Below are 16,024 nucleotides of genomic sequence, written 5' to 3' on the forward strand. Positions count from 1 at the left end.
TTATTCAGTATCTTAATCATCAATACGCAAACCATAAGCGGAAAGCAAAAGAAACATGGCGCATCGTACTATCCTCACCGAGCGTCAGCGCTCAGTACTTTTTGATCTTCCGACCGATGAAACGGCGATGTTGCGCCACTACACCCTTGCGGACGACGATCTGGAAATCATCCGCGCCCGCCGCCGCCCCCACAATCGTTTTGGGTTTGCTCTCCAGCTTTGCGCATTGCGCTATCCCGGTCGTTTGTTGACCCCGGGCGAGGTCATTCCAATGGAGATCACGCGCTTCCTGGCTGCGCAGCTTGGGCTGAAGTCAGACGATCTGGCTGGATATGCAAGCCGCGAAGAAACGCGTCATGAACATCTGGCGGCCCTGCGGGGTCTCTATAGCTACAAGATGTTCACTGGCCGAGGGTCGAGAGACCTGAAGGTCTGGCTTGAGAGAACAGCCGAAACTGCCCGGTCGAACGAGGACTTGGCGCGGCGTTTCGTGGAACAATGCCGGGCGACCCAGACCATTCTCCCGGGGATCACGGTTATCGAACGCCTTTGCGCGGATGCACTCGTTGCTGCAGAGCGACGGATCGACGCTCGGATTGCCGACCGGCTGGATGATGAGATGTGCAGCCGACTTGACGCCTTGCTGACGGAAATGGCGGACGGTTCTGTCACCCGCTTTGTCTGGCTGCGCCAGTTTGAGGTGGGCCAGAACTCGGCCGAAATGAACCGGCTGCTCGACCGGTTGGAATTCTTGCAGACCATGGCCGTGGACCGAACCGTCCTGTCGGGTGTGCCGCCCCACCGTATCGCGCGCCTCCGACGGCAAGGTGAACGTTACTTCGCCGGAGATCTGCGGGATATCTCCGGCGACCGCCGCCTTGCCATCCTCGCGGTCTGCGCTCTGGAATGGAGCAGTGCCATTGCCGATGCCGTGGTCGAAAGCCATGACCGGATTGTGGGGAAGACGTGGCGCGAGGCAAAACGCGTATGCGATGCTCGGGCAGATGACGCCAAGGCTGCTTTGAAAGACACCTTGCAGGGCTTCTCAAATTTTGGATCAGCTCTGCTGGAAGCACATGAAGATCAGGTCTCCCTGATCGAGGCCATTCAAAACGCCGGAGGCTGGTCATCGCTGAGGGGGCTTGTTTCCGCCGCCGCCCAACTGACCGACACATTGGCGGCTGATCCACTGGCACATGTTGTTCACGGGTATCATCGCTTCCGACGCTATGCGCCGCGCATGCTGCGGGCGCTCGATATTCAGGCGGCGCCGGTGGCCGAACCGTTGCTTGCCGCCGCCGACATCGTCGCGGGTACGGAAACGACGACTACCCGGCCACTGACCTTTCTGCGCCGGGCTTCGAAATGGCATCGACACTTGAATCACGACGATGGGAACCGGCTTTGGGAGGTGGCGGTCCTGTGCCACCTGCGCGACGCATTCCGTGCCGGCGACATCTGGCTCACACATTCCCGTCGGTATGGCGATCTCAAGGACGCGCTGGTTCCGACAGAAGTTGCCAGGGCCACGCCAAAACTGGCCATGCCGTTTGAACCGGAACTCTGGCTCGCGGATCGAAAATCTCGTTTGGCTGATGGCTTGCAGCGACTGGCCCGCGCCGCCAGGGCGGGTGCCATTCCGGGAGGCTCAATCGAAGATGGTGTGCTCAAGATCGACCGCTTAACTGCCGATGTTCCCGAAGAGGCGGACGCCATGGTGCTCGATCTTTACAAACGCCTGCCAGAGATCAGGATCACCGACCTGCTGCTCGAAGTGGATGACGAGATCGGCTTTACCGAGGCCTTCACCCATCTGCGCACCGGCGTTCCATGCAAAGACAGGGTCGGCATGTTGAACGTGCTGCTGGCTGAAGGGCTGAACCTTGGCCTCAGCAAAATGGCTGGGGCCACGAACACCCATGATTATTTCCAGCTCTCACGCTTGTCGCGCTGGCATGTGGAAAGCGAGGCGATGGCACGCGCCTTGGCCATGGTGATCGAAGGTCAATCTGCCTTGCCGATGGCCCGGTTTTGGGGCGCAGGGCAGACCGCTTCGAGCGACGGGCAATTCTTCCCCACCACGCGCCAGGGCGAAGCGATGAATCTGATCAACGCCAAATACGGCCATGAACCCGGTCTGAAGGCCTATACCCATGTCTCCGATCAGTTCGGCCCTTTCGCCACCCAGACCATCCCGGCCACAGTGAACGAGGCCCCTTACATCCTGGACGGCCTGATGATGACAGACGCAGGCCAGAAAATCCGCGAACAGTATGCCGACACGGGCGGCTTCACCGACCACGTCTTCGCCGTCACCGCCCTTCTGGGCTTTCAGTTCATCCCCCGCATCCGGGATCTGCCATCCAAGCGCCTCTACCTCTTCAATCCGGCATCCTGCCCGAAAGAGCTGACGGGCTTGATAGGCGGCAAGGTCAGGGAACCTGTCATCAGCTCGAACTGGCCCGACATCCTACGCGCAGCGGCCACCATGGTGGCGGGCGCGATGCCGCCAAGCCAACTCTTGCGAAAATTCGCTGCATATCCCCGACAGCATGAACTTGCGGTCGCATTGCGCGAAATCGGCCGGATTGAACGGACGCTGTTCATCATCGATTGGCTACTGGATGCCGACATGCAACGCCGTGCCCAAATCGGCCTGAATAAGGGCGAAGCGCATCATGCGCTAAAAAACGCCCTGCGCATTGGTCGCCAAGGTGAAATCCGTGATCGAACAGCCCAAGGCCAGCACTTCCGAATGGCCGGGCTGAACCTGCTCGCCGCTATCATCATTTACTGGAACACCAAGCACCTTGGCCAAGCTGTCACGGCGCGCCAACGCGACCGTCTGGATTGTTCACCAGATCTGCTAGCGCACGTCTCGCCACTCGGATGGGCCCACATCCTTCTCACCGGCGAATACAGGTGGCCAAAAAAGTGATCAAACCGCCTTAACGTAGGATTTTGCACTCTCCGGCATCAGACCCGCCTTACCCAAGAGGAACGTGCCGATATTGACATAAGCGGTCCTGAATTTGACTTCGTGCGCTCGATTGTCGTCTGGGACATTCGGTCTTTTTCGCACCGTGAACATGGCAGTGAAGGTGACTGTGAGGTGTCCTTTTACGGCCAAAAAGGCACGTATGGGCAACAGGGCGAGTTCACCTACGCCCGCGTTGGCCTAGGCGAAGTGCCGACTTGGGCGATCCCGCAACGATCGTGCCACCCACCGAGCCGCCGCAGAGGCGTGGGGGTCGAATGGCGGTCCTATCAGGGCGAATACGGCAACGAATGGGTTTCATACTAGCTATAGTTACCGCTACTTCCTATCACACAAGAATTGCGGCAAGCATCAACCCATAGTATGCCTGTTGCACAAATATATAAGAATCAACAGGAGGCAAGAGCAGTCAGCCCCAAAAAGAAAACCCCCCGCAAGGTGGGAACCTTACGAGGGGGGGTCTTAGAACATGGAATTGGCGTTCCTATGTGTCCCAACTAATCTTTCAGGCACCGTTCTACCACCTCCCTGACATCGCAATCAAGCAAAAAAACGCATTTGTGTGGGAGCGATTTTTGCATCTTGGCTTGGTCCTTCAATGAACCGCAAGGTCTAGTCCAAGGCGCAACATACAGATGATGGCATGGCCGCGAAGCCAATACCTTGTATTCTGTCACTGCGTCGAGATTCGAATTTGGAAGGAGAAAAACACACTAGAATTAGAAACCCCCGCAAGGCGGAAACCTAACGGGGGGGGTTCTAGAACCAAGGAACGGGAATTCCTTACGGTCATCAAGATACTGTTGATCTGGTTTTAGCAGCCTCCCGACATGCTGGCAACAAAAAACGCACTTGTGCGACAGAAGAAGAATTGTCCGCAGCCGCCTTGTTTAACAACCGAGCAAGGACAGAACCATGACCACACAGACCTACCCAACGCTACCACAGGGCCATCAGCGTTTTACCGTTGAACAACTACTGATCGAATTGGCCCCCGTGCTGGGGCTTCGCGGAGGACGTTTGCACGCCCTTCTTTACATGATGAAACAGACTGCACCCGCAGCGTGGACAGATCCATCACGCGAACCCGTTTTTTTCGCCCCACAGGACCAAACAGCCGAGGCGTTGCATAAAACAGCCCGCGCTCTTCGTAACGATGAAGCGGCCCTTCATGCGGCTGGGCTGATAGAAAAGCGCGTCAAAGGCAACGGGTCACGGTCGCCCTTCGGAGGATGTGGCATTGTCTTTTCAAGGTTGATCGCGCTTGTACCGGACTTGATGCAGTTGAAGGAACAACTGGCCGCCGACCGCAAATTGCGCAAGGAGCTGCGCAACCGGCGCAGCACTTTTGTACGCTACATCATGCAGTGCCATCGTGACGCGACACCTGACGCCTTGTCACACCCGCGTTTGATTGAGCTTCACAGAGTATATGAGGCATGGCCCACCGCAGCGCGTCTCGCGACGATGCCAATGGACGACCTCGAAACCCACGTCGAAGATGCAAAGACTCTGTGCGAAAATATGGAGATTATCCATAAATCATGTCGTGATTCTTCCGGTATGGCGGAAGAAAACTTCCCCTGCTTTATACAAGAGAACAACCAAGATTCTAAATCTGTATTTTGTAACGCAAGCGTAAACGAAAGGAGTGTGGGCAAGCCCACACACGTTAAGGAACACTGTTCTGGGCCCGTAGGCCCAGAAGACTGCTTAGAAAAGAAGGAGGAAGGCGGCGAGGGGCCGAGTAAAGCCGAAATCGCACGATTGTTGAACCCAGAGCGCCTTTTCAATTTGGCGAGTGAGGACATGCAGGACGCCATCAGCACCTGTCGTGGAACAGCGTCACGCTTACAAGACATTCACATGATGGACGCCGCTGCGATGAGGATTTGTCCCTTGGGGATCAATCACGATGCTTGGGCCAAAGCGATTGAGGCTATTGGTCTGGACGGTGCGACACTATGCGTTTTCCTGATCGACGCTAACCGCGACCATCCCACCAGCCCGATCCGAAATCCGGGCGGCGCGTTGCGGGCTATGACCAAGCGTTTTAGGGCGGGCAATTTGAATATCGTGGGTAGTTTGCTTGGCCTCGCACGTCGCAAGAATGGTTGATGTTCATTGGCCCCGCTGCCGAGATACTTCGTTTAGTGCTGTCGGGCTTTTCCGCATCGGCAATTTTCCCGGCCCGTTTCATGGATAGGCAATCCTGGACTGCACGGTTAACCCAACGTCGCGGCCCTGCAAGGGCTATGCCCTTCTCCACTTCGTTTCGATCCTGCGGATGCAGAGCCGTTCCTTTTGGGATGAACCTGGCCCGTCATTACCACCCAACGAAAAGATCGAAAAATGACCAAATTACTCAAGAAAATCCGCAGCGCCTCGCGGCGGGCCACACACGTCCACAACTCGAACTGGTCCCATTCCCGAAGCGCAAGAAAAACGACCCCGCCGAACAGTGACGGTGGACGGGGCGGCCCAACAGCCGCCCCTCTTTTCACTGCACCAGATGACAGCGATCATCTGACCACCGGCAAATCGGAAATGCGTGTCGTGTAGCGCGGGCTACGCCGATCCGCCTTTGTCTGCCACGGACGCTTCATTCCCTCACTTGCCAGAACCATCGTTTTCTTTCCGAACCGATCATTCACATGATCCAGCGCAGACATAAGTGCTGCGCTTTTCGGTTTTTCCACATCGAACAACGTGCGCGGCCTGTCTTCAAATCGCACCAGATCATCCAGCATAACACCCGCCTTGGTAAAGCCGAACGTCTCGCCCTGGCTCTTCGGCCATGCGGCTTGCGCACAGCGGCGAGCCGCATCGACAAGATCGAATGTGTCTGCCGACATAGGCGTCAGTCGCGTCGTGCGTGATCCAGTAAATTGCGGCCGATCTCGGCGGTGTCGGTTCGTGTGGAAAAACACAGTAACCGTTCCAGCCACCAATCCATGCAGACGCAGCTTTTCCGCTGCGCGGGTGGCGTGGGCAGTGATTGCTTGGAACAGGGCATCAAATCCAATCATAGGCGCCCCTGCGGACCGTGTGACGGCCATGCCCTTGCGTTGCGGCTCTACATCATCAAGTGACAGACACGGCTCGCCTTGGAGTTCTAGGACAGTGCGTTCAAGAACGACCGTGCCGACTGCCCTTGCCTGTCGTAATGGCATCCCGCGAAGGTCTGACGCTGTTCCAATACCAAGCTGACGCAGTTTAGCGTCAGTCTTGCGACCAATACCCCAAATGTCACCAACCGGAACCATAGATAGCAACCAGTCGGCCAATTCATCATCCATCATATCCAGCACACCGCCGAAGATAGGATTTTTCTTTGCAATGTCGTTGGCACACTTCGCCAGTGTCTTCGTCGGGGCAATCCCGACACGCACTGGCACACCGATCCGGTGCAACACTGCGGCCCGCATATTTCGGGCATGTGCGACTCGATCTTCAAAACCGCCGAAGTCCAAGAAACATTCATCAATCGAATAGATTTCCACATTTGGCGAGAAGTCGTCATAGACATCAACGACCCGCCGCGAAATATCACCGTAAAGCGAATAGTTACTGGAAAATACCCGGACCCCGTGTGCTTCAACCTTGTCTCGGATCAGGTGCAGTGGCTGGCCCATCTTAATGCCGAGCGCCTTGGCTTCGTCGCTTCGCGCCACCGCGCATCCGTCATTGTTCGACAACACAATCACCGGCACGTTCTTCAGGGTTGGATCGAAGATCCGTTCGGCGCTGACGTAGAAGTTGGCGCTGTCGCTGATCGCGATAGGACGCTTCACGCGAGATCGTAGCGCCGCACCACACCTGCAATCACGCCCCAAATCTCACTATCTTCGGTCAGCTCGATTTCAGGAAAGTTCTCACGCTGATTGGCTGGGGCCAGATAATAACGGTCATTCCGCTTTCGCAGAATTTTCGCGGTGACTGATCCCTCGACAACGGCTTTGTTGCACAAATGGGGTGAGGGATTCCCTGTGTGAATCCAGCGTGGTAGCTGGCGAGCATGAGCAGTTGGTCCCCTACCAAGTACAAGACCAGGAACTGGCCTTCGTACAACACGGCGCTGAAGCAGCGCGGTTCGCTATCAATCTGGTTTGATCCTGAGATGTCGTGGCATGCGCCGCCGACAGGCAAGCGGGGGCGTCAGCCCGAGTTCAGCGACGCCGCGATCCAGGTTTGTCTCACAATGAAGGTGCTGTTTGGCATGCCCCTTCGGCAAACCACCGGGTTCGTCGAAAGCCTCCTTCGTCTGGCCGGGCTGGACTGGAAAGTCCCGGACTTCAGCACCCTGTGCCGCCGTCAGAAGACGCTGAGCGTCGCCATCCCTTACCGTGGCGGATCGGGACCTCTCCACCTGCTGATCGATGCCACCGGGATCAAGGCCGAGGGTGAAGGAGAGTGGAACGCACGCAAACATGGCGGTCCAAGGAAGCGCCTGTGGCGCAAGCTTCACCTCGGAATGGATGAGGAAACACTGGAGATCCGCGCGGTCGGGGTCACCACAAGCAATGTCGGCGATGCCCCGATGCTGCCCGACCTGCTGGAACAAATCCCACCGGATCAAGAGATCGCCACGATCACTGCCGATGGGGCCTATGACACGCGCAGATGCCACAATGCGATTGCCGCTCGCGGAGCTGCCGCCGTCATCCCGCCGCGCAAGAATGCGCAGCTTTGGCAGCCAACGACAGCGGGCGCTATCGCGCGAAACGAAGCCGTGAGGGCCTGCAAATATCTCGGTCGCGCCTTATGGAGAAAATTGACCGGCTATCACCGCCGAAGCCGCGCAGAGACGAAGATGAACTGCGTCAAACTCCTCGGCCAAGGTCTCATGGCGCGAGACTTCGATCGGCAGGTTGCGGAGCTCCAAGTCCGGATCGCGGTGCTCAATCGCTACACGGCCCTTGGCATACCCATCACAGAGCCCGTAGGATAAGTCCGTCTGGGGAAAGGGGCAGTCCGCTCAAACCCCTATTTGTGCAACAGAGCCGCTTTGAAGTGCCAATGTCGAGGCCGAACTGACCGCGCCGAAAATCATCTGTGCGCCTTCACCCAGAAGGCGGCTGGCCTTCTGCACCGCCGGTTGCGGCTTGGTCTCGTCGTCTTCCCAGGAAAAGCGGATCGGCTTGCCCAGAACAGTGCCGCCGCGTTCGGCCACAGCCTGCTCTGCGCCTTTGCGCATGTCATTGCCGATCAGCCCATAGGCCCCGGAAAACGACAGAATGGCCGCGATGTGAAAATCATCCGGTGTGGCCGCCCGCACCAAAGGCGCTGGCAGAGTTGTTACCAGAGCCGCGGTTCCGGCGTTCTTCAAAAAATTACGACGTTTCATGTTTCCTCCCAAAAGATACTACGTGTCTGCGTTCAGCTAGGCAGTTCGACAGAACCGCAGGGAAACGCCTTTCCCGGCTGCGGTATTGGCCGCTGACCTCCAAGGCTTTGTCCTCTTGCGCCAACCTTTCGCCCCCTACGAAAGCAGCGCCTTTGCCGGAAAAAAAACGAAAAAACGCGATTTCTCGTTTATCTGAGCATTCTCAGAGCCCCCCATGGTCACAGAAATCCCAGAACGAGGCGGAATTGAGAATGACCAAATCCGCCAAATATTTGACTTTTTCCGCCATTTTCTTGTAGGGGATCGTTGTTACAGGAGAACGCCATGCAAGTCGGACTGCTTCAGAGCCACCGCATCCCGAACCAGAGCATTCGGATTATGGCCGAAACACTCAAACGGCACGGAATTGAATCGGCGCCCCTTATTGCCGAGGCGGGGCTGGCGCCGGGCATTCTCGAAGATCCCTGGGGAACGCTCGACGGCGAACAGGAGCTTCAGTTTCAGCGCCTTTTCGTGCGCGCCACCCGCCACATTCCCGCGATCGGATTTCTGACCGGGATACGCTACAGCCTGATCGCATACGGACCGCTTGGCCTGGCCGTACTGGTCTCGCGCACTGTGACCGAGGGGTTGCAAACCTTTATCCGGATGCAGGCGCTTGGTTACGCGTTGCTTGAATACGACCTTGTCGAGGAAGATGGCGTCGCCGTCGCCTTTACCGCCAACGACCAATACGTGCCCGAAGATCTGTATGATTTCATGCAGGAGCGATTGCTTGGATCGGGCCCTACATTCTTCCGCGATATGCGGCAAAAGAACCTGCCGATCCGTCAGATCGAGACTCCGCTGGATCGCCCGAACGGATGGATGGACCTCGAAGCCCGATTGCAGACCGAAATTGTCTATCGCGCGCCGCGAACCCGGTTTCATTTTGCCGAGGGCGCGGGCGCGATGCCACTGCCGCTGGCAAACCCTTCTCTGGCCGAGAATTACCGCAAACTCTGCCGGAACATGCTGGAAACCAGCTCGCGGCCCGCCGGTATCGTCAAATCGACCTATCAATTGCTGATGCAATCCCGCGAAGCTCTGCCAAGAGCTCCGGCGGTGGCCCAGGCGCTTAATATCTCGGAACGAACATTTCACCGCAAACTCGCAAAACAGGGCGCAAGTTATCGCCAGATCCTCGATAATGTCCGCTTGCGGCGGGCGCGCGAACTGCTGGAAAACACCGATCTGTCGCTCTTTACAATCAGCGACACTCTCGGCTTCTCCGAAATGGCCAGTTTTTCTCGTTTCTTCCGCAGGGTGGTCGGGGTGCCGCCATCCACCTACCGCAAGGACAGTGTACGGATATTCCGCCATTCGGAATGACTGCGCACACCGCTGCTGAAAAATCCAGACAAACGCACCAAACCTGTGATGGGCGAGATCATGAAGGCCGTGCGTGATTTACCCCACTTGGCGCGCCCTTCGAACACGCTCGACCGAGGCACCGCGTCCGTCAGTTGGCCAAGCACCTGCAAGCCGAGATAGGGCCGCAACCCTGGTTCTGTGAAGGTCGGGGCGCTGCCCGGGGGCCGCGGTGCTGACACGCACTGCGACAGCGTTTGGTCTCCGTTCGGTGGGGTGTTGCCTGCCCCCTCGCAGATATACAAAGGATGTATTGCCGATCTAGCTGCTCCTTTGCGCGCGCGGTTTCACGGCTTCACATGTGCAGGTGTTCGGTAAGTCTCTCTCGATGTGTCAATGCTGCGACGGTTATAGGGCGATGATTTTAGACGTAGTTGAGCCTTGCTCTTGAAATATGTGCCATCGGCATATATGTCATTGACTAACAGTAGGCGTGAAAATGACAAAGTTGCAGACCGTCGCAGAGATGCCGGAGTTCCAGCGGCGGGCCAAGGCCATTATGTCCGAAGATGAGCGTGAAGCGGCAATTCAGTTCATCGCGGCCAATCCGCAAGCGGGGCTGTCGCTGGGCGGCGGGCTTCGCAAGGTTCGTATCCCCCGCGATGGGGGCGGCAAGAGTGGCGGGTTCAGGACGATCTACGTTTTTGGCGGACGACACATGCCAATCTTCTTGGTCACGGTTTTTGCCAAGAACGAGAAGGACAATTTGACCAAAGCGGAACAGGCGGCAGCCGTCGAGCTCAGCAAGAAGATTGTAGCGATGTATGGAGGGACACTATGAACGCCAATGACAGCATTACAAAAGGCCTGGAAGAGGCGCTGGCTTTTGCCAAAGGGCAGAAGGGGAAGGCGCGCGTGCATCAGGTTGCGGTTCCAGAGGTGGACGTTGCAAAAATCCGGCAGGAAACAGGTCTGTCACAAGCCGAATTTGCACGCAGTATTGGCGTTGCCAAAGGCACCCTCCTGAACTGGGAACATGGGCGACGTCAACCCACTGGCCCTGCCCAAGTGTTGCTGGCCCTGATCGCCAAAGACCCGAATGTGGTTCAGGGTTTTCTGCGTTAATATCGTTTTTATGGAAGCCGCCTATAAGTGGCTGCCGTCGCAACAGGGGCTTTGTGCCTCCTTCTTGATATCCAGATGCCAGCTTTGGATGTCATCGAATTCTGCGATCTCTTGCGACGGTCTCCGAATTATGCGGATTTTTACTTGCTTTCTTTCTCCGACAACGCGAGGTTGTCATCATTTAGTGATATTACCCCCTTAGTTGAATGTTCCCTAAATCTATTGAAGGAGAATTTCGTGTCCGAACCCTTTCTTGCCGAAGTGCGAATGTTCGGCTTTGACTTCGCACCACGGGGCTGGGCGTTTCTGGATGGGCAAATCCTGCCGATCAACCAGAACCAGTCCCTGTATTCACTGCTCGGCACGACCTACGGCGGGGATGGTCGGACGACCTTTGCCTTGCCCGACCTCAGAAGCCGCACACCAATTCATAAAGACAACGACTACCATTTGGGGGCCAAAAGCGGCGCGGAAACCGTAACGCTGTCTGCATCGGAGATTCCTAACCACACGCATGTGGCGATGGCCTCGGCGACCCAGGCTAACTCAAATTTGCCGGTCGGTCATGTGCTGGCGGCGGAAGTGACGCCAGACGCTGCCTATCGCGTCGCTGAAGCCGCCAACATGACAGCGCTGAGGGCTGAAACAGTCACCAATGCCGGTGGCGGTCAGGCCCATGACAACATGCAACCCTATCTGACGCTGAACTTTTGCATTGCGATGCAGGGTTTGTTCCCGTCGCGCAACTAAGATACCGGAGATCATTCCATGTCTGAACCATTTGTCGGCGAGATTCGCATGTTCGGGGGAAACTTTGCCCCACGCGGCTGGGCCTTTTGCGACGGGCAATTGCTTGCGGTTACCCAGAATGACGCGCTCTTTTCCCTGTTGGGAACGATTTACGGCGGCGACGGTCGCACCACCTTCGGGTTGCCCGATATGCGCGGAAGGATCCCCATTCACAAGGGGCACGGTCCGGGTCTGAGCGAGCGCCGTCTGGGAAGCAGAGGCGGCGAAGAGCACGTCACACTGACCACAAATCAGTTGGCAAGCCACCACCATGAATTCATGGCCAGCACCGCAGCTGCAACCGACCCATCGCCGCAAGGCAGGGTATTGGCCCAAGGCGTGGGTACGACGTTCTATAGCGAGACAACGCCAGATGCATCACTCGCGTCTAGCGCGATGATGAGGGCCGGCGGTTCGCAATGGCACAACAACCTCATGCCATCGCTTTGCGTCAGCTTCATCATCGCACTGTTCGGAATTTACCCCAGCCGTAGTTAGGAGATCCAAGGCATGTCAGAACCATTTATTGCCGAAATCCGCATTTTTGCGGGTAATTTCGCTCCCAGAAGTTGGGCGTTTTGCGACGGGCAGCTGTTGCCAATTTCGAACAACACCGCGTTGTTTTCGCTGATCGGTACAACCTATGGCGGCGATGGCAGAACCACGACCGCCCTTCCCAACATGCAAGGCCGAGCGCCGATGGAACCGGGGCGCGGGCCCGGTTTGACACGACGACGGCTGGGTGAAAAGCTTGGGATTCCAACCGTGACGCTGAGCGAGAACCAGATGCCGTCCCATACGCACTATGTGCGTGCAAATCAGTCTCCCGGTGGCGTCGCTGCGCCGTCCAATACGACATCAATCGCTGCCGCTGGTGGGCGGGGCGACGATCTTTATTCCTCTGCGACCAGTTCCAATCTGGTCGGGCTATCAAGCGAAACTGTTGAATCGACAGGCGGAAATCAGGCCCATGACAACATGCAGCCCTATCTCGCCCTAAACTTCATCATCGCGCTTCAGGGCCTTTATCCGTCGCGCAGCTAATCCTGGACTGAATGCTGCGGCATCCGGTGGCCAGGCTCTTCAGCCGGGAGTACCCCATGACACTCAAATCGGCGGCACAGGTGCCGGTTTTAAACCACGCGGCATCCTTCGGCATAACATTCCAAGAGATGACAGCGGACGACATGCCGTTTCTGGCGCAAGTCTACCGATCGACCCGCGAAGAGGAAATGGCACGCGCCGGATGGAATGAGGACGAAAAGCACGCCTTCATCTCGATGCAGTTTCTCGCCCAGCACCAGCACTATCAGACCCATTACCCGGACGCGCTTTGGCTGATCATTAAACGCTCGGGCGAGGCAATCGGTCGTCTCTATCTTGAGCGTTGGAAAAGCGAGCACCGTATCATCGACATTGCCCTGCTGCCGGCACATCGCGGGACCGGCATCGGCGGCGCTATTCTGCGCGATCTGATGGACGAAGCGTCAGCCGCGCAAAAAGCCATCGGCATTCACGTCGAAAAGGCCAACCCTGCGATGGCGCTTTACCATCGGTTGGGTTTTGTGACCATTGAGGACAAGGGTGTCTACGATCTGCTGCGATGGTCGCCTGCCGCGTAGGCGCCTCGATCAATCAGGTAAAGATCGCCTCATATTGATACCCTGCTTCGGTCTTGGCGACGGGCACCAGAAAGAGGTGCTGCGTTCCAATGGCGGCATGGGACACCTGATAGGTTGCCTGCGCCAAGCCGGGCTCGGCAGGTCCCTGAAACAGCAGGGCAAAACCGCCCCCTTCCCGCAAGGCGCTGCCACCCGTCTTGATTTCCACAAGTGTCGCCTTGATCTCGATCCCATCCGCCGCCACCGTGACGGTGTCCCCTTCAAGCGGGCCAAAATCCTCTGCGGTCAAGTTTGTCGGGTCTGGCATGAAAATCCTCTCTTCAAAGTACGTCAGCGTCGTTTGTCCCTCGTCTGAAGGGCGTCCAATCTGCGCTTCGATTTAAGGTTGTTGTTAGATCATTTTTCGCCTTCTTGCCACGCCAAACGCCTTCGATCCCAATGCTGGCTGATCGGTGGGAGGAGGTTGCCCGGTCGCTGACGCTCATTTTGGTTCGTAGATCACCAGAAACGTCACCGAACCGCCATTGCCATGGCCGGTATGGTACGATGTGCCGGTATCCCCAGTAAAATAAGGCGATGTCAGCTCGAACGTAAATTGATTTCCGTCTATCTCTGGTCCCGATGTGAGACCACCAGAGTAGATTTTCATCAATTGAACCGCATTTGAGTCTTGCGTGTTGATATCGAAACCACCCAGCATGTGATAGATTTTTTTGATCGGGAATTCTGCGGTTTTCGTAAAGGATTGCACCTGCGCTGTCGTGTCATTCACCGGAAGCGGAACATTGATCAATTGATAACCGCATCCATCCGATGACGTATTTTTAGCGAACACTGCCTGCTCGCTGCTCCACGTCACCCCGTCTTTTACATCAGTGAGATACACGCTGAAGGACTGGGAAAAACTTGTTTTTCCATCTGATCGAGAAATCGAATCTGGTGTCATGGAGCAATAGAGGTGCTGGAACTTGTGATCATCCCCGCTATCGTTGCCGGTGTAATGAACATTGTTAAAGATCCCATACAAAGTGCCGGTGTCTTCTGAGTCAATAGATAGGTCGCCGTCGGAGTTGGAACCGCGTGTTGCCAGAAACGCTGTATTGCTTTCCGGTATCCCAAGCACGCGTATCTTGAGGTAAGAGTTCAAATAATAGGTCCGGTTCTGGCTTTTGTCTTTTATAAAGACCGTAGGGTTGATGGTTAGCGTTTTGTTATCCGTGCCCATGCTGACGCCGGGCGCAAGTTGAAGTTCGGCAAACTTTGTCTTCCCCTCTTTGGTGTGGTCGCTACCATCATCGGCATAGAGATAAAAATGCTCGATGATCGGCGTCCAGTAGCGCACGGGTTTATCGAAGGTCGCGGTAAATGAGCTTGTATTGCCGTATAAGTGGAACGTGTGGCTGCCACCGCTATCCTTCGCCCAGATCACGTCGGCAGAGATAATATTGAAATCCAGATCGACGGTACTGGGCGCGCTTGCCGAGGGACCGGGACTGGGTATGCTTGGAACATCCGACTCTGACCAGAGTGATGGCTGCGGCTGATTTGAATCAATCAGATCGGCCAAAACCGTGATGGTTTCGCTTTTTGTCGGCTCGACCGTGATGGTCAGGTTTGCCAGTTCGGACGTAGAAAGCTGGGTCTGGGTATTGCTGCCCAACTGGTAGTAGATCGCGTTGGCATTGGCATAGGTGAAATTGATGTCTGTCTGATAGCTGCTCGCATCCACATATATCTGGTCTTTGGACAGGCTGGCTTCGATCCGCGCCGACCCGATCTGCAGGTTCAGCACCTTGCTCAGGGTGATTCCGTTTCCGGTGGCTTCAACAGTAAGTTGCGCCGCGCGCGTGGCCATGATGTCGATCGAGCTTGTGAAGATCGGCGGATCGTTGTTGACGACAGATTTCTCGAGGCTGGTCGTGTCTACCGTCGTGATTTCGGCCGTCTCATTGTAGACTTTGACCTGCGAGATATTTGCACCGGAAAACTGGACAGTCACCTTGTCATATAAATCGGCTGTCAGCGTGTCGCCGTGATTGGTGCCGGCGCTGTCCAGCAGCGCACAGGTAAAGTGCGAAGGATCGCGGGTGGCGACGGTCAACTGGGCCTCGACCGTCGAGGTGTCTTGCGCCTTGAGCGTAAAAATCACATTTTTATACAGCGAACCGGTCTGGGGATAGCTTCCATTGCCGCCAGCGGGCAGCGGCTGATCCGCGATTCCTGTATCGACGCCATCATTGCGCAGCAGGGTATAGGTGTAATCCGATGATCCGGTCCAGCTGAGCCCGGTACTGCCGCCGCCATTCAAGACCGGGTTCGCGGCCACGAATGTGTAAATCCCGTCGATTTCGTCGGATACATTCAGCGACAGCGTATCGCTTGTGCCGGTCAGATCGCTGGGGCTGTCGTATTCGACCAGGGTCACATCCTTGATGCCCGTGCTCGACGTAACAAGCAACGAGATCGAGAATGTCAGCACCAGCGGGGCGTCTGACGGCGCGGACAGGTTCATCGGCGATGCGTCGGGTTGCAGCGTGATATGCCCTGCAGGAACGGTTTGCGCCGAATTCGAGCTGTCATAGACCGACCAATCCGCGAGGGCTGTCGATCCGGTCACGTTTTCCGACAAATCGGCGATCTGTGTCAGGTTCAGGGCAATGGTCTGGATCGTGGCGGATTGGCCGGCAGGCAAGGTTGCCGTCAAGGTCAGGACCGCATCTGTGCCGGGATAAACCGCAGGCGGGGAATTCGTCAGTGCATAATCTAGCTGGGTTGCCATTTGGTCGGCCTCTT

15 protein-coding genes are annotated in these 16,024 nt (G+C 56.6%); 11 read left to right on the forward strand and 4 right to left on the reverse strand.

Features of this window, described 5'->3' with window-relative positions; all coding sequences use genetic code 11:
* Positions 1–55: 55 nt before the first annotated feature.
* The 3 genes from SJY36_RS00660 (at position 56) to SJY36_RS00670 (ending at position 5,463) form a co-directional block, all read left to right on the forward strand.
* On the forward strand, positions 56–2,938 hold the full coding sequence (locus SJY36_RS00660) for a Tn3 family transposase (RefSeq protein WP_386172411.1): 2,883 nt from the start codon (positions 56–58) through the stop codon (positions 2,936–2,938).
* A gap of 975 nt (positions 2,939–3,913) precedes the next feature.
* Positions 3,914–5,116, forward strand: a complete 1,203-nt coding sequence (gene repC / locus SJY36_RS00665; protein ID WP_386172414.1) for a replication initiation protein RepC — start codon at positions 3,914–3,916, stop codon at positions 5,114–5,116.
* A complete protein-coding gene (locus SJY36_RS00670; RefSeq protein WP_386172417.1) occupies positions 5,116–5,463 on the forward strand; it encodes a hypothetical protein in 348 nt (115 codons plus the stop codon). Before repC ends, SJY36_RS00670 begins: the two co-directional genes overlap by 1 nt.
* A gap of 57 nt (positions 5,464–5,520) precedes the next feature.
* Here the strand turns inward: SJY36_RS00670 and SJY36_RS00675 are convergent, their stop codons facing one another.
* A complete protein-coding gene (locus tag SJY36_RS00675; protein ID WP_386172420.1) occupies positions 5,521–6,792 on the reverse strand; it encodes a Y-family DNA polymerase in 1,272 nt (423 codons plus the stop codon).
* A 224-nt stretch (positions 6,793–7,016) separates the two neighbouring features.
* Between SJY36_RS00675 and SJY36_RS00680 the strand changes: the two genes are divergently transcribed.
* Positions 7,017–7,949 (forward strand): IS5 family transposase, encoded by a 933-nt coding sequence (locus SJY36_RS00680; RefSeq protein WP_386172423.1) that lies wholly within the window; start codon positions 7,017–7,019, stop codon positions 7,947–7,949.
* A gap of 27 nt (positions 7,950–7,976) precedes the next feature.
* Here SJY36_RS00680 and SJY36_RS00685 read toward each other — a convergent pair whose 3' ends face one another.
* Positions 7,977–8,345 carry an ABC transporter substrate-binding protein gene (locus SJY36_RS00685; RefSeq protein WP_386172426.1) on the reverse strand — a complete coding sequence of 123 codons (369 nt, stop codon included), beginning with the start codon at positions 8,343–8,345 and terminating at the stop codon, positions 7,977–7,979.
* 324 nt (positions 8,346–8,669) lie between these two features.
* Here SJY36_RS00685 and SJY36_RS00690 point away from each other — a divergent pair, with 324 nt between their 5' ends.
* The 7 genes from SJY36_RS00690 to SJY36_RS00720 all read left to right on the forward strand — a co-directional run bounded on the left by SJY36_RS00690 (position 8,670) and on the right by SJY36_RS00720 (position 13,231).
* On the forward strand, positions 8,670–9,716 hold the full coding sequence (locus SJY36_RS00690; RefSeq protein ID WP_386172429.1) for an AraC family transcriptional regulator ligand-binding domain-containing protein: 1,047 nt from the start codon (positions 8,670–8,672) through the stop codon (positions 9,714–9,716).
* Between the two features lie 478 nt (positions 9,717–10,194).
* Positions 10,195–10,536, forward strand: coding sequence for a type II toxin-antitoxin system RelE/ParE family toxin (locus SJY36_RS00695; RefSeq protein ID WP_342580246.1), 342 nt, complete (start codon positions 10,195–10,197; stop codon positions 10,534–10,536).
* Positions 10,533–10,820, forward strand: a complete 288-nt coding sequence (locus SJY36_RS00700) for a helix-turn-helix domain-containing protein (protein WP_342580245.1) — start codon at positions 10,533–10,535, stop codon at positions 10,818–10,820. The genes SJY36_RS00695 and SJY36_RS00700 overlap by 4 nt, the downstream gene beginning before the upstream one ends.
* A gap of 237 nt (positions 10,821–11,057) precedes the next feature.
* Positions 11,058–11,570 (forward strand): tail fiber protein, encoded by a 513-nt coding sequence (locus SJY36_RS00705; RefSeq protein WP_342580256.1) that lies wholly within the window; start codon positions 11,058–11,060, stop codon positions 11,568–11,570.
* Between the two features lie 18 nt (positions 11,571–11,588).
* Complete coding sequence (locus SJY36_RS00710) at positions 11,589–12,107, forward strand: tail fiber protein (RefSeq protein ID WP_342580244.1); 519 nt, start codon at positions 11,589–11,591, stop codon at positions 12,105–12,107.
* A gap of 12 nt (positions 12,108–12,119) precedes the next feature.
* Positions 12,120–12,653, forward strand: coding sequence for a tail fiber protein (locus SJY36_RS00715; protein ID WP_342580243.1), 534 nt, complete (start codon positions 12,120–12,122; stop codon positions 12,651–12,653).
* A 56-nt stretch (positions 12,654–12,709) separates the two neighbouring features.
* Entirely contained in the window at positions 12,710–13,231 is a 522-nt protein-coding gene (locus SJY36_RS00720; RefSeq protein WP_342580242.1) for a GNAT family N-acetyltransferase, read from the forward strand.
* A gap of 13 nt (positions 13,232–13,244) precedes the next feature.
* On the opposite strand, the gene SJY36_RS00725 is transcribed toward SJY36_RS00720, so the two are convergent.
* Complete coding sequence (locus SJY36_RS00725; RefSeq protein WP_342580241.1) at positions 13,245–13,538, reverse strand: DUF6916 family protein; 294 nt, start codon at positions 13,536–13,538, stop codon at positions 13,245–13,247.
* A gap of 174 nt (positions 13,539–13,712) precedes the next feature.
* Entirely contained in the window at positions 13,713–16,010 is a 2,298-nt protein-coding gene (locus SJY36_RS00730; protein WP_342580240.1) for a hypothetical protein, read from the reverse strand.
* Positions 16,011–16,024 lie beyond the last annotated feature (14 nt).

It is taken from the genome of Sulfitobacter sp. R86518, from assembly GCF_042466275.1.
GTDB lineage: Bacteria > Pseudomonadota > Alphaproteobacteria > Rhodobacterales > Rhodobacteraceae > Sulfitobacter > Sulfitobacter pontiacus.

What these genes read in the sequence shown, in the direction of transcription:
- SJY36_RS00660 (WP_386172411.1), top strand. Translation starts at nt 56, where the DNA reads ATGGCGCATCGTACTATCCTCACCGAGCGTCAGCGCTCAGTACTTTTT.
- repC (WP_386172414.1), top strand. Translation starts at nt 3,914, where the DNA reads ATGACCACACAGACCTACCCAACGCTACCACAGGGCCATCAGCGTTTT.
- SJY36_RS00670 (WP_386172417.1), top strand. Translation starts at nt 5,116, where the DNA reads ATGTTCATTGGCCCCGCTGCCGAGATACTTCGTTTAGTGCTGTCGGGC.
- SJY36_RS00680 (WP_386172423.1), top strand. Translation starts at nt 7,017, where the DNA reads ATGAGCAGTTGGTCCCCTACCAAGTACAAGACCAGGAACTGGCCTTCG.
- SJY36_RS00685 (WP_386172426.1), bottom strand. Translation starts at nt 8,345, where the DNA reads ATGAAACGTCGTAATTTTTTGAAGAACGCCGGAACCGCGGCTCTGGTA.
- SJY36_RS00690 (WP_386172429.1), top strand. Translation starts at nt 8,670, where the DNA reads ATGCAAGTCGGACTGCTTCAGAGCCACCGCATCCCGAACCAGAGCATT.
- SJY36_RS00695 (WP_342580246.1), top strand. Translation starts at nt 10,195, where the DNA reads ATGACAAAGTTGCAGACCGTCGCAGAGATGCCGGAGTTCCAGCGGCGG.
- SJY36_RS00700 (WP_342580245.1), top strand. Translation starts at nt 10,533, where the DNA reads ATGAACGCCAATGACAGCATTACAAAAGGCCTGGAAGAGGCGCTGGCT.
- SJY36_RS00710 (WP_342580244.1), top strand. Translation starts at nt 11,589, where the DNA reads ATGTCTGAACCATTTGTCGGCGAGATTCGCATGTTCGGGGGAAACTTT.
- SJY36_RS00715 (WP_342580243.1), top strand. Translation starts at nt 12,120, where the DNA reads ATGTCAGAACCATTTATTGCCGAAATCCGCATTTTTGCGGGTAATTTC.
- SJY36_RS00720 (WP_342580242.1), top strand. Translation starts at nt 12,710, where the DNA reads ATGACACTCAAATCGGCGGCACAGGTGCCGGTTTTAAACCACGCGGCA.
- SJY36_RS00725 (WP_342580241.1), bottom strand. Translation starts at nt 13,538, where the DNA reads ATGCCAGACCCGACAAACTTGACCGCAGAGGATTTTGGCCCGCTTGAA.
- SJY36_RS00730 (WP_342580240.1), bottom strand. Translation starts at nt 16,010, where the DNA reads ATGGCAACCCAGCTAGATTATGCACTGACGAATTCCCCGCCTGCGGTT.